General features: G+C 68.3%; 21 protein-coding genes. 14 read left to right on the top strand and 7 right to left on the bottom strand.

Annotation, left to right across the window (positions count from 1 at the left end):
- Positions 1-141: 141 nt before the first annotated feature.
- A complete protein-coding gene (locus ACFHYQ_RS02215) occupies positions 142-759 on the bottom strand; it encodes a DUF3043 domain-containing protein (protein WP_394299339.1) in 618 nt (205 codons plus the stop codon).
- 111 nt (positions 760-870) lie between these two features.
- On the opposite strand from ACFHYQ_RS02215, the gene ACFHYQ_RS02210 reads away from it, so the two are divergent.
- Genes ACFHYQ_RS02210 through pspAB form a run of 4 tightly spaced genes read left to right on the top strand, consistent with a single transcriptional unit; the run spans position 871 to position 3,398 of the window.
- A complete protein-coding gene (locus ACFHYQ_RS02210; protein WP_394299338.1) occupies positions 871-1,668 on the top strand; it encodes a PspA/IM30 family protein in 798 nt (265 codons plus the stop codon).
- Positions 1,665-1,943: a PspA-associated protein PspAA gene (gene pspAA / locus ACFHYQ_RS02205; protein WP_394299337.1), complete on the top strand. Its 279-nt coding sequence runs from the start codon at positions 1,665-1,667 to the stop codon at positions 1,941-1,943. Before ACFHYQ_RS02210 ends, pspAA begins: the two co-directional genes overlap by 4 nt.
- Positions 1,943-2,836, top strand: coding sequence for a zinc metalloprotease HtpX (htpX, locus tag ACFHYQ_RS02200; protein WP_394299640.1), 894 nt, complete (start codon positions 1,943-1,945; stop codon positions 2,834-2,836). Before pspAA ends, htpX begins: the two co-directional genes overlap by 1 nt.
- 13 nt (positions 2,837-2,849) lie before the next feature.
- A complete protein-coding gene (gene pspAB / locus ACFHYQ_RS02195; RefSeq protein WP_394299336.1) occupies positions 2,850-3,398 on the top strand; it encodes a PspA-associated protein PspAB in 549 nt (182 codons plus the stop codon).
- A gap of 16 nt (positions 3,399-3,414) precedes the next feature.
- Here pspAB and nadA read toward each other — a convergent pair whose 3' ends face one another.
- Positions 3,415-4,566, bottom strand: a complete 1,152-nt coding sequence (nadA, locus tag ACFHYQ_RS02190; protein ID WP_394299335.1) for a quinolinate synthase NadA — start codon at positions 4,564-4,566, stop codon at positions 3,415-3,417.
- A 188-nt stretch (positions 4,567-4,754) separates the two neighbouring features.
- On the opposite strand from nadA, the gene ACFHYQ_RS02185 reads away from it, so the two are divergent.
- Both ACFHYQ_RS02185 and ACFHYQ_RS02180 read left to right on the top strand, forming a co-directional pair.
- On the top strand, positions 4,755-5,108 hold the full coding sequence (locus ACFHYQ_RS02185) for a HesB/IscA family protein (RefSeq protein WP_394299334.1): 354 nt from the start codon (positions 4,755-4,757) through the stop codon (positions 5,106-5,108).
- Positions 5,109-5,280: 172 nt separating this feature from the next.
- Positions 5,281-6,267 (top strand): carbohydrate kinase family protein, encoded by a 987-nt coding sequence (locus ACFHYQ_RS02180; RefSeq protein WP_394299333.1) that lies wholly within the window; start codon positions 5,281-5,283, stop codon positions 6,265-6,267.
- 25 nt (positions 6,268-6,292) lie between these two features.
- On the opposite strand, the gene ACFHYQ_RS02175 is transcribed toward ACFHYQ_RS02180, so the two are convergent.
- Together ACFHYQ_RS02175 and ACFHYQ_RS02170 are read right to left on the bottom strand one after the other, a co-directional pair.
- Entirely contained in the window at positions 6,293-6,619 is a 327-nt protein-coding gene (locus ACFHYQ_RS02175; protein ID WP_394299332.1) for a sulfurtransferase TusA family protein, read from the bottom strand.
- Complete coding sequence (locus ACFHYQ_RS02170; protein WP_394299331.1) at positions 6,619-7,752, bottom strand: cysteine desulfurase family protein; 1,134 nt, start codon at positions 7,750-7,752, stop codon at positions 6,619-6,621. Before ACFHYQ_RS02170 ends, ACFHYQ_RS02175 begins: the two co-directional genes overlap by 1 nt.
- 185 nt (positions 7,753-7,937) lie before the next feature.
- On the opposite strand from ACFHYQ_RS02170, the gene ctaC reads away from it, so the two are divergent.
- The 4 genes from ctaC to ACFHYQ_RS02150 all read left to right on the top strand — a co-directional run bounded on the left by ctaC (position 7,938) and on the right by ACFHYQ_RS02150 (position 12,138).
- Entirely contained in the window at positions 7,938-8,768 is an 831-nt protein-coding gene (gene ctaC, locus ACFHYQ_RS02165) for an aa3-type cytochrome oxidase subunit II (RefSeq protein ID WP_394299330.1), read from the top strand.
- Positions 8,765-10,435 (top strand): aa3-type cytochrome oxidase subunit I, encoded by a 1,671-nt coding sequence (gene ctaD, locus ACFHYQ_RS02160; RefSeq protein WP_394299329.1) that lies wholly within the window; start codon positions 8,765-8,767, stop codon positions 10,433-10,435. Before ctaC ends, ctaD begins: the two co-directional genes overlap by 4 nt.
- Positions 10,432-10,827: a cytochrome c oxidase subunit 4 gene (locus tag ACFHYQ_RS02155; RefSeq protein WP_204016653.1), complete on the top strand. Its 396-nt coding sequence runs from the start codon at positions 10,432-10,434 to the stop codon at positions 10,825-10,827. Before ctaD ends, ACFHYQ_RS02155 begins: the two co-directional genes overlap by 4 nt.
- Positions 10,828-10,974: 147 nt before the next feature.
- Positions 10,975-12,138 (top strand): L,D-transpeptidase, encoded by a 1,164-nt coding sequence (locus ACFHYQ_RS02150; RefSeq protein ID WP_394299328.1) that lies wholly within the window; start codon positions 10,975-10,977, stop codon positions 12,136-12,138.
- Between the two features lie 119 nt (positions 12,139-12,257).
- On the opposite strand, the gene trpD is transcribed toward ACFHYQ_RS02150, so the two are convergent.
- A complete protein-coding gene (gene trpD, locus ACFHYQ_RS02145; protein ID WP_394299327.1) occupies positions 12,258-13,316 on the bottom strand; it encodes an anthranilate phosphoribosyltransferase in 1,059 nt (352 codons plus the stop codon).
- 44 nt (positions 13,317-13,360) lie between these two features.
- A complete protein-coding gene (locus ACFHYQ_RS02140; protein WP_394299326.1) occupies positions 13,361-13,753 on the bottom strand; it encodes a DNA-binding transcriptional response regulator in 393 nt (130 codons plus the stop codon).
- 163 nt (positions 13,754-13,916) lie between these two features.
- Between ACFHYQ_RS02140 and ctaE the strand changes: the two genes are divergently transcribed.
- The 4 genes from ctaE to qcrB are packed head-to-tail and all read left to right on the top strand — an operon-like array spanning position 13,917 to position 18,053.
- A complete protein-coding gene (ctaE, locus tag ACFHYQ_RS02135) occupies positions 13,917-14,534 on the top strand; it encodes an aa3-type cytochrome oxidase subunit III (protein ID WP_394299325.1) in 618 nt (205 codons plus the stop codon).
- 17 nt (positions 14,535-14,551) lie between these two features.
- Complete coding sequence (gene qcrC / locus ACFHYQ_RS02130) at positions 14,552-15,364, top strand: cytochrome bc1 complex diheme cytochrome c subunit (protein ID WP_394299324.1); 813 nt, start codon at positions 14,552-14,554, stop codon at positions 15,362-15,364.
- On the top strand, positions 15,361-16,440 hold the full coding sequence (gene qcrA / locus ACFHYQ_RS02125; RefSeq protein ID WP_394299323.1) for a cytochrome bc1 complex Rieske iron-sulfur subunit: 1,080 nt from the start codon (positions 15,361-15,363) through the stop codon (positions 16,438-16,440). Before qcrC ends, qcrA begins: the two co-directional genes overlap by 4 nt.
- The gene (gene qcrB, locus ACFHYQ_RS02120) at positions 16,437-18,053 is read left to right on the top strand and encodes a cytochrome bc1 complex cytochrome b subunit (RefSeq protein WP_394299322.1); all 1,617 of its coding nucleotides are present in this window, start codon (positions 16,437-16,439) and stop codon (positions 18,051-18,053) included. Before qcrA ends, qcrB begins: the two co-directional genes overlap by 4 nt.
- A gap of 103 nt (positions 18,054-18,156) precedes the next feature.
- On the opposite strand, the gene ACFHYQ_RS02115 is transcribed toward qcrB, so the two are convergent.
- On the bottom strand, positions 18,157-18,444 hold the full coding sequence (locus ACFHYQ_RS02115; protein WP_204016663.1) for an Lrp/AsnC family transcriptional regulator: 288 nt from the start codon (positions 18,442-18,444) through the stop codon (positions 18,157-18,159).
- Positions 18,445-18,586: the final 142 nt, after the last annotated feature.

Raw genomic sequence — 18,586 nt, 5'->3', positions numbered from 1 at the left:
CCGGAACACTTCGTATACGATTTCCGGGAGCGTATGGCCTCGAGTGGAAGCTCGGCAAGATCCTAGAACAGATCGAAAACGCATCGATCGCCGACCTCCCGCGCATTCACGGGCAGATCGGCCTTCGATCGACTTCCGGGCTCAGTCCTTGGGCGGAATGGGCACGCCGCCGGGGAGCAGCGTCGGCTTTGGGAAGCGCAGCCGGCGGATCTGGGTCGACCGCATCGCCGCGTAGAAGGCCACGCCCCGGAGGTTCTCGCCGGGGAACCTGGCGGCGGCCTCCTTCTTCACCCGGTGCCCGACGTAGAAGGCGCTGCCCAGTACGAGCACCATCACCACGGGCAGGGACAGCGTGTAGACGAGAAGGACGGCGCTCTGGATCGCCGGCGTGGCGGGCACCATCGACAGCAGCATGATGATGAAGACGACGGGCAGGAAATACTGCCCGGGAAGACGCCGGGAGTCGACCCAGTCGCGGGCGAACTTCCGTACCGGGCCGCGGTCGCGCGCCGGCAGAGCCCGCTCGTCGCCGCGCAGCAGCGCCTCGCGATGCTTGGCGCGCAGCGCCTTGTCGCGCTCGCGCTGCATCCGGTAGGCCTCCTTACGGTTGGCCGGGGCGGTGACCGGCGAGCGGCGGCGGCTCTGCGCCTCGCTCCGCTTCGGCGTGGGACGGCCCTTGCCGGGAGTCTGCCCGGACTTAGGATCCTCTACAGAAGCGGGAGAGTCGTCGGCGGAGGTCTGGGTACGACGTCGGAACACGGCGTCCAGCCTACCGGGAGTGCAACTTAGTGACGCCCTCGCGCGTTATGCGTAGGGTGAACCCAGGCGGTTTCGCCATGCATAACCTTGAGAAGGGGACGGCCGACGCGCATGAGCGTGATGAAGAGACTTTCCATGATCTTTAAGTCCAAGGCCAACAAGGCCTTGGACAAGATGGAAGATCCACGAGAGACGCTGGACTACTCGTACCAGCGGCAACTCGAGTTGCTGCAGAAGGTCCGCCGGGGTGTGGCCGACGTGGCGACCAGCCGCAAGCGGGTCGAGTTGCAGATCAACCAGCTTGAGGGGCAGGGGGCCAAGCTGGAGAACCAGAGCCGGCAGGCGCTCGCCGCCGGGCGGGAAGACCTTGCGCGCGAGGCGCTCACGCGACGCAACGGCCTGAACGCGCAGATCGCCGATCTCCGCCTCCAGTACAACAACCTTCATGGCGAGGAGGAGAAGCTCACGCTCGCCAGCCAGCGACTGCAGGCGAAGGTGGACTCCTTCCGGACCAAGAAGGAGACCCTCAAGGCCACCTACACGGCGGCCGAGGCACAGACGCGGATCAACGAGGCGTTCTCCGGCATCTCGGAGGAGATGGGCGACGTCGGCCTGGCCATCCAGCGTGCCGAGGACAAGACCGCGCAGATGCAGGCGCGCGCCGGCGCGATCGACGAGTTGCTGGCCAGCGGCGCCCTGGACGACTTCACCGGTCAGCGCGACGACATCCAGGCCGAGCTCGACCGCATGGGCGCCGGCAGCGACGTGGAGCTGGAGATCGCCAGGATGAAGGCAGAGCTCGGCCAGGGCCCCGCGCCGCAGGGCGCGATCGAGGCCGGACAGCCGGGCCAGATGGGACAGCCCGCGCGGCAGACCCAGCAGCTGCGCCAGCCGGGGGAGGGCCTGTGATCGTCAGAATCATGGGAGAGGGCCAGGTCGAGATCGTCGAGGCCGACATCGACGTGCTCAACGAGCTCGACGGCGAGCTCGAGGCCGCCATCGAGTCCGATGACGAGGACGTGTTCCGCGTCAAACTGCACGCGCTGCTGGACAAGGTCCGGCAGGTGGGCAAGGCGCTGCCGGCGGATTCGCTCGAGCCGTCCGAGCTGATCCTGCCGCCCGCCGACGCTTCGATCGAGGAGGTGCGGGAGATGCTCGGTGACACCGGGCTCATCCCTGGATGATGGCTGCGACGCGATTCGTCCCGGACCGCGGCCTGACCGTGCGGATGACCGTGACGATGTTCCTGCTCGGGCTCGTCTACGTGGCGTTCATGGCCGTGCTGGTGGCTCTCGGTGTGCGGGCGATCGCCGTACTCGTGGTCGCCGCGGGACTCCTGCTGGCGCAGTTCCTCCTGTCCGACAAGATCGCGCTTTTCGCGATGGGCGGGCGTGAGGTCTCCCCGCAGGAGGCCCCCGAGCTGCACGGGATCATCGACCGGCTCAGCGCGATGGCCGCAATGCCCAAGCCCCGGGTGGCGATCGCGGACACCGACATGCCCAACGCGTTCGCGACCGGGCGCAACCAGAAGAACTCGGTGGTGTGCGTGACCACCGGCATCCTGCGCAGGCTGGACGCCCGGGAGCTGGAGGGCGTGATCGCGCATGAGATGTCGCACGTCGCCCACCGCGACGTCGCCGTCATGACGATCGCGTCGTTCCTCGGCATCGTGGCCGGGCTGATGACCCGGTTCGCGCTGTACACCGGCCTCGCGGGGGGCCGCCGCAGTAACAACGGCCCGCCCATCGGGGCGATCATCTTCCTTGTCTCCGGTCTGGTGTACGCGGTGAGCTTCCTGTTGACGAGAGCGCTGTCGCGCTACCGGGAGCTCGCCGCCGACCGCGCCGGAGCGCTGCTCACGCAGCGGCCCTCCTCGCTGGCGAGCGCGCTGACCAAGATCAGTGGAGAGATCGCCAGGATCCCGACGAGGGACCTGCGCGAGGCGCAGCCGTTCAACGCGTTCTTCTTCGCCCCCGCCGTCTCCGGGCAGAGCATCGCCTCGCTGCTGTCGACGCACCCGCCGCTGGAGCGCCGCCTGGAGCAGCTCGCCCGGATCTCCGCGGCACTGAACCGCTGATCGGCTGGCGACAATGGGATGGCTGGACGCACTGCTGGGGAGATCGAAGCCCGCCAAGCCCGATCTCGACGCGCTGTTCGCGCTGCCCGCCGCCGCCGTCACCCTTCAGGCGGCCACCGGTTTCACCCCGGTCGGCATCGGCTCGGTCTCCTTCCGCGCGGCCGAAGGCGGCGCGTTCGCCCGGCTCGAGCAGGACGTTCAGGCGCTGCTCGGCAAGTCCGAGCTGGTCCGCGACTCCTACGGTTACACCTGGGTCGTGGTGCGCGACCCGGACGTCTCCGCGCTCGTCACCGACCTCCACGCGGCCAACTCGTCGCTGGAGTCCGCCGGGTTCGGGCCGTCGCTGCTGTGCTCGCTGGTGACCTTCGCCGATCCGTCCGGCCGGCGGCTCGCGATCGTCTACCTCTACAAGCGCGGCACCTTCTACCCCTTCGTCCCGGCGGGGGACACCCGCCGGGACAACGCCCTGGAGCTTCAGGTGCGCGGGGTCCTCGCCGAGGAGCTGAAGATCGAGCCGGACCTCGCGAGCTGGTTCCCCGTCTGGGGTGCACCGGGTCTGTGACGCCGGCCTGTGACGGCTAGGGCAGCGCCAGCATGCGGTCGAGGGCGACCTTGGCCCAGTGGGTGGTTTCGGGGTCGACCGTGATCTGGTTGACCACCTTGCCGTCGGCCAGGGACTCCAGCGCCCAGACCAGGTGCGGCAGGTCGATTCGGTTCATCGTCGAGCAGAAGCACACGGTCTTGTCGAGGAACGAGACGCTCTTGTCGGGGAACATCCCGGCGAGCCGCTTGACCAGGTTCAGCTCGGTGCCGATGGCCCAGGCCGAGCCTTCCGGGGCTTCCCGTACGGTGCGAATGATGTATTCGGTGGATCCGACGAAGTCGGCCTTGGTCACGACCTCATGACGGCATTCCGGGTGAACGAGGATGTTCACTCCCGGGATGCGCTCACGGAACTCGTCGACGGCCGCGGGGCTGAACCTGCCGTGGACCGAGCAGTGTCCCTGCCACAGGATCATCTTCGCGTTCTTGAGCTGATCATCGGTGAGTCCGCCGTTCGGGCGGTGCGGGTTGTAGACCACGCAGTCGTCCAGCGACAGCCCCAGCTCCAGCACCGCGGTGTTGCGCCCCAGGTGCTGGTCGGGCAGGAACAGCACCTGGTCGCCCTGTTCGAACGCCCACGTGAGCGCGCGCTCGGCGTTGGAGGAGGTGCACACGGCGCCGCCGTTCCGCCCGCAGAACGCCTTGATGTCCGCGCTGGAGTTCATATAGGTGATCGGTACGACCCGGTCGGCGCCGGCGTCCTCAAGGACCTCCCAGCACTCCTCGACCTGGTCGAAGGTCGCCATGTCGGCCATCGAGCAGCCCGCGGCGAGGTCCGGCAGCACGACCTTCTGCGGGTCCGCGGTCAGGATGTCGGCCGACTCGGCCATGAAGTGGACGCCGCAGAACACGATGTACTCGGCTCCGGGCCGGGCGGCGGCCTCGCGGGCCAGCTTGAACGAGTCGCCGGTGACATCGGCGAACTGGATGACCTCGTCGCGCTGGTAGTGGTGCCCCAGCACGAACAGTCGGTCGCCGAGCCGTTCCTTGGCGACGCGGGCGCGCTCTACCAGCGCCGGGTCGGACGCCGGCGGGAGTTCGCCGGGACAGTCGACCCCGCGCTCGCTGTCCGGGTCGGCGCCGCGACCCAGGGCGAAGAGCGGAACGCCGGTCTCAGTGATCGTCACGACCACACCCCCTCGGGGACTTATCGTCGGATTGACGACTAATCATTGCACACGCTCGTCGTGTCCCGGTGACCCCCGTACCACCCCGCGGAATGTGTGAGGGGCGGCGCGTGTTGGTAGCGTCTAGTAGAACCGAAGTAAACGACCGTCCCGGGTGGGCGGTTGGCGCAGACCGCGGGAGTCAGCACATGACGGTTGAGAGCAGCGAGACCACGCAGCAGGGCCTGATCCTGACTGACGGGGCCGCCGCCAAGGTCAAGAGCCTGCTGGAGCAGCAGGGCGAGGAGGGCCTGCAGCTGCGCGTCGCCGTGCAGCCCGGTGGCTGCTCCGGCCTGCGCTACCAGCTCTTCTTCGACGACCGCTCGATGGACGGCGACATCGTGTCGTCCTTCGACGGTGTGAACGTCGTCACCGACAGGATGAGCGCGCCGTACCTGGGTGGAGCCACCATCGACTTCGTCGACACCATCGAGAAGCAGGGCTTCACGATCGACAACCCCAACGCCGGGGGCTCGTGCGCCTGCGGCGACTCGTTCAACTAGGTCGTGCTGTCGACCGGGTGACAGATCGATGCCTCGCCCCGTACGGGTCTCCCGTACGGGGCGTCGTCATGCCGGAGACGGTACGCTCGACAGATTGGGCGATCTAGAACCCCCTGGATCCCCCGCCCGCACTCCTTCCATCCCGAGATGCTGACAACGAGGAGAACACCCCGTGCGCATCGCCGTCACCGGTTCCATAGCGACCGACCATCTGATGACCTTCCCCGGCCGTTTCGGCGACCAGTTGATCGCCGAACAGCTCGACCGGGTGTCGCTGTCGTTCCTCGTCGACGATCTGCAGATCAGGCGCGGCGGATGCGCGGCCAACATCGCGTTCGGGATGGGCTGCCTCGGTCTTTCCCCCATTCTCGTCGGCGCCGTCGGCGCCGACTTCGCCGACTACCGGTCCTGGCTGGAGCGGCACGGCGTCGACTGCGCCTCGGTCCACGTCTCGGAGCTGCACCACACGGCCAGGTTCCTGTGCACCACGGACGAGGAGCACAACCAGATCGCGTCGTTCTACACCGGCGCGATGGCCGAGGCACGGGAGATCGAGCTGGGGCCGATCGCGGAGCGCGCCGGCGGGCTCGACCTGGTCCTGGTGAGCCCCAACGACCCGGACGCGATGCTGCGGCACACCGACGAGGCACGCGACCGGGGCATCCCGTTCGCCGCCGACCCGTCCCAGCAGCTCGCCCGGATGCCCGGCGAGGAGATCCGCCGGCTCGTCGAGGGCGCGGCCTACCTGTTCAGCAACGACTACGAACTCGGCCTGATCTCGCAGAAGACCGGCTGGTCGGATGAGGAGATCCTGGAGCGGGTCGGCGTCCGGGTCACCACTCTCGGGCCCAAGGGCGCCAGGATCGACCGCCGGGGCGAGCCGACGCTGCACATCCCGCCCGCGCCCGAACTGGGCAAGGCCGACCCGACCGGCGTCGGCGACGCGTTCCGGGCCGGCTTCCTGGCGGGCCTGGCGTGGGGCCTGCCCCTGGAGCGCTGCGGCCAGATCGGCAACCTGACCGCGACGCACGTGCTGGAGCGGGTCGGCTGCCAGGAGTACGAACTGGGGCAGCGGGCCTTCCTTGAGCGGTTCGCCTCGTCGTACGGCCGGACGGCCGCGGACGAGGTGGCCGCGAACGTGAGGTGCCACCACTCCTGATCGCCGCGACGCGGGCTCATCGGGTTCAGTAGTTGCGGCGCACGTGGATCGACCAGCCGCCATGGGGCAGCTCGTAGCTGGCCACGTGCTCATGGGACTTGAGGCGGCACCAGGCGGGGATGTCGGTGAAGGCGGCGGGGTCGTCGGCCAGCACGGCGATCACGTCGCGCATCGCCACCTGATTGATCCGTTCGGCGAGCATGATGATCGGGATCGGGCACTTGCGGCCGAGCGCGTCGATCGTCAGCGCGGGCTCGGCCGCGCCGCTCATGTCGGCACCGGCGTCGGCGCTCCTTTCGGCGAGGTCCCGCCCGTCCCCGCCGCTCGCGCCGCCCGTCCGTCTCCGCCACATCACTGGACTCCCAAGCTCGACCGGATCCGCCGTACCACGTCCGGAAGCACCCCGAGGAAGCGATCGATGTCGTCGTCGGTCACGCCACGAGGCAGCGATACCCGGACATTTCCGTGGGTAAGCACGCCCATGGCCTCCAGAACGTGTGATGGCCGAAGCGTACTCGCCGTGCAGGAGCTACCGGACGAGACCGCGAAGCCCGCCCGGTCCAGTTCGGTCAGCAGCGCCTCGCCCTCGACGTAGAGGCAGGAGAACGTGACGACGTGCGGCAGGCGCCGTACCGGGTCGCCGATGACCTCCACGTCCGGCACCAGGCGCGGCACCTCGGCGCGGATCCGGTCCACCAGGGCCGACAGGCGGGGTCCCTCCGCCGCCTCCTCCACCACGCGGGCGCGCAGCGCCGCCGCGGCGGCCACGATGGCCGGCACGTTCTCGAAGCCGGGCACGCGCCGTCGCTCCCGCTCGTCCTGGGGGTACGGCGAGCGCCAGCGGGTGCCCTTGCGTATCGCCAGCACGCCCACGCCGGCCGGGCCGCCCCACTTGTGAGCGCTGGCGGCCAGGACCGACCAGCCGCCGGGGATCGGCAGGCGGCCGGCCGACTGGGCCGCGTCGACCAGGAGCGGCACGCCCGCCGTCAGACAGGCCTCGGCGGCCTCCGCGATCGGCTGCAGCGTCCCCACCTCGTGGTTGGCCGTCTGCAGGCAGGCCAGAGCCGTACCGGGCCTGGAGACGGCCTCGGCGAACGCGGCGGCCTCGACCCGGCCCGTGCGGTCGACGCCCACGGCCTCGACGGTCCCGCCGTCGTGTTCGTGGACCTCCGCGGCGTGCAGGACGCTGGAGTGCTCGACCGCGCCGGTCACCAGATGCCGGCCGGCCCGCTGCCGCCCCCGGAGCGCGCCCAGGACGCCGAGGTGGACGGCCTGAGTGCCGGAGGAGGTGAAGGACACCTCGTCCGGACGGGCGCCGAGGACCTCGGCTACCTCCGTTCTCGCCTGCTCCAGTAGCATCTGGGCGCGGCGTGCCGTGCCGTACAGGCGGGCGGGATCGGCCCAACCGGCGTCGATCGCCGCGAGCAGGGCGTCACGGGCGGCGGGATGGAGAGGTTCGGTCGAAGCAGCGTCCAGATAAGGCACAGTTAGGACACTAACGGGGGCTGCTCAGAGGGGCGCGGCGGGTCCGCGCTAATGTGTCCCCCAAGCGTGAACTCAACGAAGTAAAGGGGCACACCGGCGAGAATCTCCTGCTGGTGACACCCGAGTCAATTGGAAAACCGCCCAGGAGGGGACCTCTTGGGCTTCATCTGTGGGGTAGGCGATCCGTGAGTCCGACCCGCCGTACGACACGGCGACCGTGGACGCGCCGCCGGTTGCCCGGCGCCGCCGCAGTGGCGCTGCTGGTGGCGTCCGCGACGGCGTGTAGCAACGAGGCGATCGATGAGTGGTCCCGTGGTGGCATGCCGGAAAGCATCACCAAGCAGGCTGAGATTACTCAGACGCTCTGGAACGGCGGCTGGATCGCGGCTCTCGCCACCGGGGTCGTCGTCTGGGGCCTGATCTTCTGGGCCTGCGTGTTCCACCGCAAGAAGAAGAACTCGACCGAGGCGCTGCCGCCGCAGGTGCGGTACAACCTGCCGATCGAGATCCTCTACACGGTTGTACCCGTGATCATGGTGGCGGTGTTCTTCTTCTTCACCGCGAGGGACGAGACCGAGATCACCAAGGTCTCGAACACGGCCCCGGTCAAGGTGTACGTCGAGGGCTACCAGTGGAGCTGGCGCTTCACCACGGAGTACGAGGGCCAGAAGGTGGTCACCGCGGGCATCCCGGTCGACCTGAGCAAGCAGGACAAGGACAACCCGCAGGGCCCGCAGCTCGTGCTGCCGGTCAACAGCCGGGTGCACTTCGACCTGCACTCGCCCGACGTCATCCACTCGTTCTGGGTGCCCGAGTTCCTGTTCAAGCAGGACGTGTTCCCCGGGCCCAAGCACAACGAGTTCGAGATCACGACGCTCGACCGGACGGGCGTCTTCATCGGCCGCTGCGCCGAGCTCTGCGGTGTCGACCACAGCAAGATGCTGTTCTCCGTGAAGCTCGTGCCCCAGGCGGAGTTCGACCAGTTCATCAAGAGCCAGGCGGGGAGTGCGCAGTGACCGCCATCCAGGGAGCCGCCGGGGCCGCCGGACGGCCGTACCGCAAGGGCTCGATCATCGCCAAGTGGCTGTCCTCGACGGACCACAAGGTGATCGGGCACATGTATCTGATCACGACGTTCGTGTTCTTCCTGATCGGCGGCGTGATGGCGCTGGTCATGCGGGCCGAGCTCGCGCAGCCCGGCCTGCAGTTCGTGACGAACGAGCAGTTCAACCAGCTGTTCACCATGCACGGCACGATCATGCTGCTGATGTTCGCGACGCCGCTGTTCGCCGGCTTCGCCAACGAGCTGATGCCGCTGCAGATCGGGGCGCCCGACGTGGCGTTCCCCCGGCTGAACATGGTGAGCTACTGGCTCTACCTGTTCGGCAGCACGATCGCGGTCGCCGGGTTCTTCACCCCGGGCGGGGCGGCGTCCTTCGGCTGGACCGCGTACGCGCCGCTGTCCGACGCGGTCAGCTCTCCGGGGCTCGGCGGCGACCTGTGGCTGATGGGCCTGGCACTGTCCGGTCTCGGCACGATCCTCGGCGCCGTCAACTTCATCACCACGATCATCACGATGCGCGCCCCGGGCATGACGATGTTCCGGATGCCGATCTTCACCTGGAACACCCTGATCACCAGCATCCTGATTCTGCTGGTCTTCCCGGTGCTCGCGGCGGCGCTGCTCGCCCTCGAGTCCGACCGCAAGCTCGGCACCCACATCTTCGACTCCTCGGTCGGCGGGCCGATGCTGTTCCAGCACCTGTTCTGGTTCTTCGGCCACCCCGAGGTCTACGTCATCGCACTGCCGTTCTTCGGGATCATCACCGAGGTGCTGCCGGTGTTCAGCCGTAAGCCGATCTTCGGCTACGTCGGCCTCGTCGGTGCGACGATCGCGATCGGCGGCCTGTCGATGACGGTCTGGGCGCACCACATGTTCGCCACCGGTCAGGTCCTGCTGCCGTTCTTCTCGTTCATGACGTTGCTCATCGCGGTCCCGACCGGAGTGAAGTTCTTCAACTGGGTCGGCACGATGTGGCGGGGCCATCTGACGTTCGAGACGCCGATGCTGTTCGCCATCGGGTTCCTGGTGACGTTCCTGTTCGGCGGGCTGACCGGCGTCATCCTGGCGTCGCCGCCGCTGGACTTCCACGTCACCGACACCTACTTCGTCGTGGCCCACTTCCACTACGTGGTCTTCGGCACCGTGGTGTTCGCGATGTTCTCGGGCTTCTACTTCTGGTGGCCCAAGTTCACCGGCAAGATGCTCAACGAGAAGCTCGGGAAGTTCCACTTCTGGACGCTGTTCTTCGGCTTCCACCTCACCTTCCTCGTGCAGCACTGGCTGGGCGTCATCGGTTTCCCGCGCCGCTACGCGGACTACTCGGCGGTGGACGGCTTCACCGACCTCAACATGGTCTCGTCGGCGGGCGCGCTCCTGCTGGGCGCCTCGACCCTGCCGTTCCTGTACAACGTGTGGCACACCTGGAAGAACGCGCCCAAGGTCACCGTCGACGACCCGTGGGGCTACTGCGGTTCGCTGGAGTGGGCCACCTCGTGCCCGCCGCCGCGGCACAACTTCCTGTCGCTGCCGCGGATCCGGTCCGAGCGTCCCGCGTTCGACGTCAAGTACCCGCACCTCGCGCCGCCGCCCGCGCCTGAACTGGTGGAGGAGAAGATATGAGGATCCAGGGATGGATGTTCATCCTCGTCGGCGTCTTCTTCGCCGCCATCGACGCGGTCTACTGGCTCTGGTCCAAGGAACCGGCCGGCACCACGGCACTGGCGATCTCCTGTGGCCTGGGCCTCATGATCGGCTACTACCTGCTGTTCACCTCCCGCCGGGTCGGTGACCAGCCGGAGGACAACAAGGAGGCGGAGATCAGCGACGGCGCTGGAGAGGTCGGCTTCTTCAGTCCGCACAGCTGGTGGCCGCTGTTCCTGTGCCTGTCGGCCGCGCTGACCTTCTTCGGCTTCGCGATCGGCTGGTGGCTCTTCTTCATCGGCCTGTTCGCCACCGTGATGAGCATGGTCGGGTTCGTGTTCCAGTACTACCGAGGCAACTTCTCACACTGAGCCGCATCCCAGGAGAACCAAGCCAGTAGCAGGTCAAGAACGCCCTCGTGGCGGCGAGCACTCGGAAGATCTTTGCCGGGATCGGGTCGACCCCCTCCAGCGGAGGGGGAATAACCTTCGAAACCGAACCGGCGGAGGGGGACCGACGTGCGAGCTGCTGCGGGGGCGTTGGCCTTGCTGGTGCTGCTGACCGGATGTTCGGGTTCGTCTGACGACGACAAGGCACCCAAGGCCGCGGTGAACATCTTCCCGATCGACGGGGCACGGGATCTGCCTCCCGAACTGCCCATCATGGTGGGGGCGGCCGGGGGCACGCTGAAAAACGTCACGGTAGAGGCCGCTGGACGGCCCGTGGCGGGCTTCTACAGCGCGGACCGTACCCGATGGCACAGCGAGCGCCCGATGGCTCCAGGCGTCTCCTACCGCGTCCACGCGGTCGTCACGGGTACGGGCGGCGCCTCAGCCGAGCGGACCAGCCAGTTCGCCACGAAACCGGCCCGCAAGAGCTTCGACATCAAGACCCTGCTCCCCAACAAGGAGACCGGCCTCACGGTGGGCGTGGGCATGCCGATCATGATCACCTTCGACCAGCCGGTCGCCGACCGTGTCTCGATCGAACGCAACCTCGTCGTCCAGGCCTCCAAGCCGATCACGGGCGCCTGGCACTGGCTGGACAACAAGCGCGTGGTCTTCCGGCCGAAGAACTACTGGCCGGCTCACACCAAGGTGCGCCTCATCGCACGTCTGGCGGGCGTTCGCGGCGCCGACGGCATGTACGGCAAGCAGGACTACACCCGGGACTTCCAGATCGGACGGTCGCAGATCAGCGTCGCCGACACCCAGTCCCACTACATGAAGATCCGGCGCGACGGAAAGGTCATCAAGGACCTCCCGATCAGCGCCGGCATGGGCGGCGTGATGCGGCACTACACGACGAACGGGATCCATCTCGCGATGTCCCGTGAGCCGGTCACCGTGATGACCTCGCCGGACGCCGGCCCCGGCCAGTCCGGCTACTACCAGACCACCACCTACAGCAACGTGCGGTTCTCCGACACGGGGGAGTACGTCCACGGGGCGCCGTGGTCGGTCGGTGACCAAGGCAGCTCCAACGTGAGCCACGGCTGTATCAACCTCAGCCCGGCCAACGCGAAGTGGTTCATGAACAACACCCTGCTCGGCGATCCGATCATCGTCACCGGTTCGCCGCGACCGGTCGACCCGACCAACGGCTGGAGTTACTGGGAGAACTCATGGCCGCAGTGGCTCAAGTCGAGCCGCCTGCGCGCCGACACCGCAGCCTCGTTGTAGTGCGTCTATGCAATAGACGCGTACTTTTTATGGATTCGTTGCACAGGCCATCTCGGTGGCGTGGATGTACAAGCGCACGGCCCGGGTGAGGAGGGATCCCCGGCCTGGACCCTATCCCGTCAGGCTCCGGGCGAGCGGCTGGCTTCGACCCACCGGTCGAGCGTGGCCGCCGCCCGGCCGGAGTCCACCGCCTCGGCCGCGCGCGCGTACGCCGCACCCATGTCGGCGACCAGGTCGCCGCCGTCGGTCTCGCCGAGGGCGATGTCCAACGCGACCAGCGCTGCCGCCGCGTTGACCAGCACCGCGTCGCGCACCGGGCCCGTCCTCCCGTTCACCATGTCCCGTACGGCTCCCGCGTTGAAGTCGACGTCGCCGCCGCGCAGGTCCTCCGCCCGCGACCGGGGGACGCCGATGTCAGCGGGGTCGAAGCGGACCTGCGTCGCGCCGCCGTCGCGCACGACGAAGACGGTGGACGGCGCGGCCGTCGACAGCTCGTCGAGGCCGTCCTCGCCGCGGAACACCAGCGCGGAGACGCCGCGCTCGGCGAACACCCCGGCGACCACCGGCAGCATGCGCGCGTCGTAGACGCCGATGGCCTGCGCCGCGGGCCGGGCGGGGTTGGTCAGCGGGCCGAGGAAGTTGAAGAAGGTCGGCACGCCGATCTCCTTGCGGGTCGGTCCCGCGAACCGCAGCGCGGGATGGTAGACCTGCGCGAAGCAGAACGCGATGCCGGCCTCCACCGCCACCTTGGCGGTGACCTGCGGCGGCAGGTCGAGGACCACGCCCATGTGCTCCAGCACGTCGGCGGCGCCGCACAGCGAGGACGCGGCACGGTTCCCGTGCTTGACCACCCGCGCGCCCGCCGCCGCCGCGACCACGGCGGCCATGGTCGACACGTTGACGGTGTGCGCCCGGTCGCCGCCGGTGCCGACGATGTCGACGACCGGCCCGGGCACGGACAGCGGGGTGGCGCGCTCGAGCATGGTGCGGGCCAGTCCCGCCACCTCGGCGACGGTCTCCCCCTTGGCGCGCAGCGCGACCGCGAACGCGGCGATCTGCGCCTGCGTCGCCGCACCCGACATGATCTCGCCCATGGCCCACGCCGTCTCTTCCGACGTCAGGTTCTCTCCGGCGATGAGGGCACTCAGCACGGAGGGCCAGGTGGTGCGCAGGTCCATGTTCTTCCCTTGTCAGAGGCTGGGGTCGTTGGCGGAGACCGGTGTCATCCCCTGGCTGAGGCGAGCCTGCGCCGCAGGAGGTCGGCGACGGTCTCGGCGAGGACGACGGGATCGAGGGGTTGTGCCACCACCGCGTCGGCCCTGGACCAGTTGGCCAGCCACCGGTCGTCGCGCCGTGCGATCAGCAGCACGATCGGCGGGCAGTCGTGCACCTCGTCCTTGGCCTGGCGGCTGATCCCCATGCCCCCGGCCGGGACGGCCTCGCCGTCCAGAACGGCGACGTCGATGTCCCCCGAGTCGAGGTACCTGACCACGGCCGGCTGGGTCGCGCACTCGACGACCTCGACGAGAGGCACGTCCGCGGCGGGACGCCGCCCGATGGCCAGCCGCACCTTCTCCCTGGTGCCTGCGTCGTCGCTGTAGACGAGAACCCTCATGTCACGCTCACTGTCGAATCGCGGAGTATGGTCATCGTGATGCTACCGGCGCCGCAGCGGGGCCGCAGCGCCCCGAGGCCATTGCCGTACTGTGCTGGTTTCCGGGGCTTGAGCTGACCCTAATGGGGGGTCGTGGGCCGACCCGACCTGGGGAGCCGCAATAATGTCGAGCGTGGCGACAGCATCCGCAATTACTACGACGACACGACCGCACGGGTCGAGCCGGCCGAACCTGGTTCAGGTCGGGACCATCGTGTGGTTGTCCTCTGAGCTCATGTTCTTCGCGGCGCTGTTCGCGATGTACTTCACCATCCGTTCGGTCAGCCTCGGACAGGATCAGCCCTGGCCGGGGGCTCACCTCGACGTCCCGTTCGCGACGTTCAACACGACCGTCCTGGTCCTGTCGAGTGTCACGTGTCAGCTGGGCGTGTGGGCCGTGGAGCGGGGCGACGTCAAGAAGCTCAGGTTCTGGTACATCGTGAGCTTCCTGATGGGCGCCTTCTTCATCGGCGGGCAGCTCTGGGAGTACGCGAACCTCGCGAGCGAGGGACACGTCCTCTCGGCCGGCCCGTACGAGTCGGTGTTCTACCTGACCACGGGCTTCCACGGACTGCACGTGACGGGTGGCCTGATCGCGTTCCTGTTCATCCTGGGACGCACGTACGCCGCGAAGCGCTTGACGTATGAGCAGCAGACCAGCGCGATCGTTGTGTCCTACTACTGGCACTTCGTCGACGTGGTCTGGATCGGCCTTTTCGCGACCATCTACATCATCAAATGATCGGAACGGGAATTTCGGTGAACTCCACCACCGCCCGACGGCGCCATCCCCTCGCGCGAGTAGCCGTCGTGGCGCTCGCGCTTGGTCTGCTCGGCGGGGGGTACGCCCTTGCCGCGCCGAACGGCAGCACCGCTGACGCCGCGATCGCGTCCGGCAAGGCTGACGACGCGGATCAGGGCAAGAGCCTCTTCGTGGCCCACTGCGCGAGCTGCCATGGGATGAACGCCGAGGGCAGCAGCAAGGCTCCCACGCTGATCGGCGTCGGCGCCGCGGCCGTGGACTTCCAGGTCAGCAGCGGCCGGATGCCGATGGCCGACTCCGGCCCGCAGGCACTGCGCAAGCCGCGCCCCGAGTGGGCGACCGAGGAGGCGATCAGCCAGCTCGCGGCCTACGTCCAGTCGCTGGGCGGCGGCCCGACCATCCCGGGCGCCGAGCAGGTCGACCCGGCCAAGGGCGACCCGGCCAGGGGCGGTGAGCTGTTCCGGGCGAACTGCATCCAGTGCCACAACTTCACCGGCTCGGGCGGTGCGCTGACGTACGGCAAGCACGCGCCGACGCTGAACCCGGCGACTCCGACGGAGATCTACGAGGCGATGATCACCGGCCCGCAGGCGATGCCGGTCTTCAACGACACGACGATCACCCCGGAGCAGAAGCGGGACATGATCGCTTACATCACTCACGTGCGGCAGCAGGTCGACCCGGGCGGTTCCGGACTCATGCGGATCGGCCCGGTGACCGAGGGCCTCGTGGCATGGATCGCCGGCATCGGCCTCCTCGCCCTCGCCGCGATCTGGATCACCGCTAAGAGGCGGCGGGTGAAGGCATGACAGACAACACCATCGAGCAGCCGGAGAACCGCGTCCCACCGCGCGTCATCGGCACGCCGCAGGCCGCCGGACCGAGCGTCGGCGAAGAGCCCATCCGCGCGCCGGAGGGCGAGCCCGGCGTCATCCCGCAGGATCCGGCGAGCGCTCGCCGGGCCGAGCGCGTGGTCGCGCTGCTGTTCACGATCACCTTCCTGTCCGGCGTGGCGTTCATCGCCTCGTACGTCGCGTTCCAGGTCGGCGACATCGACAGGACCGCGACGTCGAACCTCGCGCTGGGCGGCACGCTCACCCTGGCGCTGCTGTCGCTGGCGATCGGCATCACGGTCTGGGTCCGGCGGATCATGCCGAAGTACAACCTGGTCCAGGAGCGTCACGCGATGGCCTCCGACTCCGAGACCCGTGAGTACGTCAAGGAGACGTTCCTCAAGGGCGCCGAGGAGAGCGGCTTCGTCAAGCACGGGCTGCTGCGCCGTACGCTCCTGCTGGCCGCCGCTCCGCTGGGCCTGGCCCCGCTGGTGCTGCTCAAGGACCTCGGCCCACTGCCGGGCACGGTGCTGCGGCACACGGTGTGGGGCGAGCCGACCAAGAACGGCAAGCCGCGCCGGCTCGTGGTCGAGGGCACCGGACAGCCGATCCGCGCCGCGGACTTCAACTCGCCCGGCGGCATCCTCTCGGTGGTCCCCGAGGGCTACGAGCATGATCTGAACGCGCTGGCCAAGGCCACGCTGATCCTGCTCAAGTTCCGGCCTGAGGAGTTCAAGTCGCGCACGAACCTGAACTGGACGCACGACGGCATCGTGGCCTACTCGAAGATCTGCACCCATGTGGGCTGCCCCGCCGCGCTGTACGAGCAGACGACGCACCACATCCTCTGCCCGTGCCACCAGTCGACGTTCGACGCCGCCGACGGTGCGAACGTCATCTTCGGCCCGGCCGCCCGGCCGCTGCCGCAACTCCCCATCGGGATCGACGACGAGGGCTACCTCATCGCCAAGTCCGACTTCCACGTCCCCGTCGGGCCCAGCTTCTGGGAGCGCGGCGACGCCGAGGCGGAAGCAAGGGAGACCAAGTCATGAACGCTCCCCCCAAGGCCATCGCCGGAACCTCGACGTTCCTCGACGACCGCCTGGGCGCGGGCAGCTTCCTCAAGCGAAACCTGAGGAAGATCTTCCCCGACCACTGGTCCTTCCTGCTCGGGGAGATCGCGCTCTACTCGTTCATCATCCTGCTGCTGACCGGGACGTTCCTGACGTTCTGGTTCAAGCCGAGCATGGGCCACACCACCTACCTGGGCAGCTACGCCCCGCTGTACGGCGTGGAGATGTCCGAGGCCTACGCCTCGTCGCTGCACATCAGCTTCGACGTCCGGGGCGGGCTGCTGATCCGGCAGATGCACCACTGGGCGGCGCTGCTGTTCGTGGCCGGGATGATGGTCCACATGCTCCGGGTCTTCTTCACCGGCGCCTACCGCAAGCCGCGTGAGCTGAACTGGCTCATCGGCGTGCTCCTGCTCTCGCTGGCGCTGGTCGAGGGCCTGACCGGATACTCCCTCCCCGACGACCTGCTCTCCGGCGCCGGTCTGCGGATCACCCAGGGCGTCGCGATCTCGGTGCCGGTCGTGGGCACCTACGTCTCGTTCTTCCTGTTCGGCGGCGAGTATCCGGGCCACGACGTGGTCTCGCGGTTCTACTCGCTACACATCCTGCTCATCCCGGGCATCCTGCTCGCGCTGATCTCCGCCCACATGATCCTCATGTGGGTGCAGAAGCACACCCAGATGCCGGGCAAGGGCCGGACCGAGAGCAACGTGGTGGGCGCCCCGTTCTACCCGGCGTTCATGGCCAAGGCCGGGGCGTTCTTCCTGTTCACCTTCGGGGTGATCGCGCTGCTGGGAACGTTCGCCCAGATCAACCCGATCTGGCTGTACGGTCCCTACACGCCGGCGGACATCTCGGCGGGATCGCAGCCCGACTTCTACATGGGCTTCCTCGAAGGCGCGCTGCGAATCATGCCCGCATGGGAGTTCAACCTCTTCGGCTACACGTTCCCCATGAGCGTGCTGATCCCGGCGCTCGTGCCGCTCGGCATCGTCATGACGGGTCTCGCGCTCTATCCGTTCCTGGAACAGTGGGTGACCGGCGACCGCCGCGAGCACCACGTCTGCGACCGGCCGCGCAACAACCCGCACCGCACCGCGATCGGCATGGCGGGCATCACGTTCTACGGCGTCCTGTGGCTGCTGGGCGCCAACGACGAGATCTCGGCCACCTTCCACGTCAGCCTGTACTCGACGACGATCTTCGGGCGGTTCGCCATCTTCATCGGTCCGGCGATCGCGTACGTCGTCGCGTACCGGATCTGCATCGGTCTGCAGCGTAAGGACGCCGAGGTGCTGTCCCACGGCGTGGAGTCCGGCGTGATCAAGCGGATGCCGGACGGGCAGTACATCGAGGTTCACACGCCTGCGGCCGAGGACATCGCGGCCCACATCCGCGGCGGGAAGAAGGAGATCCCGATCATCGACGGCGGCGTCGACGGCGAGGAGGTCCCGCCGAAGGGCCTGCGTAGCGGCCTCGGCAGGCTCCGCGCCAAGATGAGCAAGGCCTACGGCACCGATCACGTCCCCTTCCACGAGGAGGAAGAGGAACACGCGGCGGTCGGCGCGGGCGAGCACAAGCAGCTCCACTGAGCCGCCGAAGCCGACAATCTGACACACCGTACGGCCCGGGCCGGGGAGCACTCCCCACCCGGGCCGTTCGCCTGCCGTCACCGCTCACGTGCGGCCCGAAGGGTCACTCGGAGGCGTCGAGGCCGATGGAGAAGGCGGCGTCGAGGTCGTGCCGGGAGTAGGCGCGGAAGGCGATGTGCGTCTCGGTGTGCCGGACACCGGGCACCTTGTTCAGGCGGCCCGGCACGACCTCGGCGACCTCGTCGTAGCGCTGGACCCGGACCATCGCCAGGAGGTCGAACTCGCCGGTGATCGAGTAAACCTCGCTGACGCCGTCCAGCCCGGCGATCGCCGAGGCGACCTCGGGGATCCGGTCGACATCCGCCTTGATGTGGACGATCGCGGTGACCATTCGGCTTCTCTCCTGTGCTTTTTCGTGCCATGACGTGCGAATTCGACACTACCGGTGGAACCGGTACATGAGCACGGTCGGTGGAACCGGTACATGAGCACGGTCGGTGGAACCGGCTCATGAGCACGGTCGGTGGAACCGG

Source organism: Sphaerimonospora cavernae (assembly GCF_042435035.1).
GTDB lineage: Bacteria > Actinomycetota > Actinomycetes > Streptosporangiales > Streptosporangiaceae > Sphaerimonospora > Sphaerimonospora cavernae.
The sequence above is the reverse complement of the archived record's forward strand: the minus strand, read 5'-3'. Positions and strand labels throughout refer to the sequence as shown.

Excerpts from the sequence above, each read along its gene's own strand:
- ACFHYQ_RS02140 (WP_394299326.1), bottom strand. The coding sequence starts at position 13,753 with ATGAGGGTTCTCGTCTACAGCGACGACGCAGGCACCAGGGAGAAGGTG.
- ACFHYQ_RS02210 (WP_394299338.1), top strand. The coding sequence starts at position 871 with ATGAGCGTGATGAAGAGACTTTCCATGATCTTTAAGTCCAAGGCCAAC.
- qcrA (WP_394299323.1), top strand. The coding sequence starts at position 15,361 with ATGACAGACAACACCATCGAGCAGCCGGAGAACCGCGTCCCACCGCGC.
- pspAB (WP_394299336.1), top strand. The coding sequence starts at position 2,850 with ATGGGATGGCTGGACGCACTGCTGGGGAGATCGAAGCCCGCCAAGCCC.
- ACFHYQ_RS02155 (WP_204016653.1), top strand. The coding sequence starts at position 10,432 with ATGAGGATCCAGGGATGGATGTTCATCCTCGTCGGCGTCTTCTTCGCC.
- ACFHYQ_RS02185 (WP_394299334.1), top strand. The coding sequence starts at position 4,755 with ATGACGGTTGAGAGCAGCGAGACCACGCAGCAGGGCCTGATCCTGACT.
- ctaE (WP_394299325.1), top strand. The coding sequence starts at position 13,917 with ATGTCGAGCGTGGCGACAGCATCCGCAATTACTACGACGACACGACCG.
- trpD (WP_394299327.1), bottom strand. The coding sequence starts at position 13,316 with ATGGACCTGCGCACCACCTGGCCCTCCGTGCTGAGTGCCCTCATCGCC.
- qcrB (WP_394299322.1), top strand. The coding sequence starts at position 16,437 with ATGAACGCTCCCCCCAAGGCCATCGCCGGAACCTCGACGTTCCTCGAC.
- ACFHYQ_RS02115 (WP_204016663.1), bottom strand. The coding sequence starts at position 18,444 with ATGGTCACCGCGATCGTCCACATCAAGGCGGATGTCGACCGGATCCCC.
- htpX (WP_394299640.1), top strand. The coding sequence starts at position 1,943 with ATGGCTGCGACGCGATTCGTCCCGGACCGCGGCCTGACCGTGCGGATG.
- ACFHYQ_RS02175 (WP_394299332.1), bottom strand. The coding sequence starts at position 6,619 with ATGTGGCGGAGACGGACGGGCGGCGCGAGCGGCGGGGACGGGCGGGAC.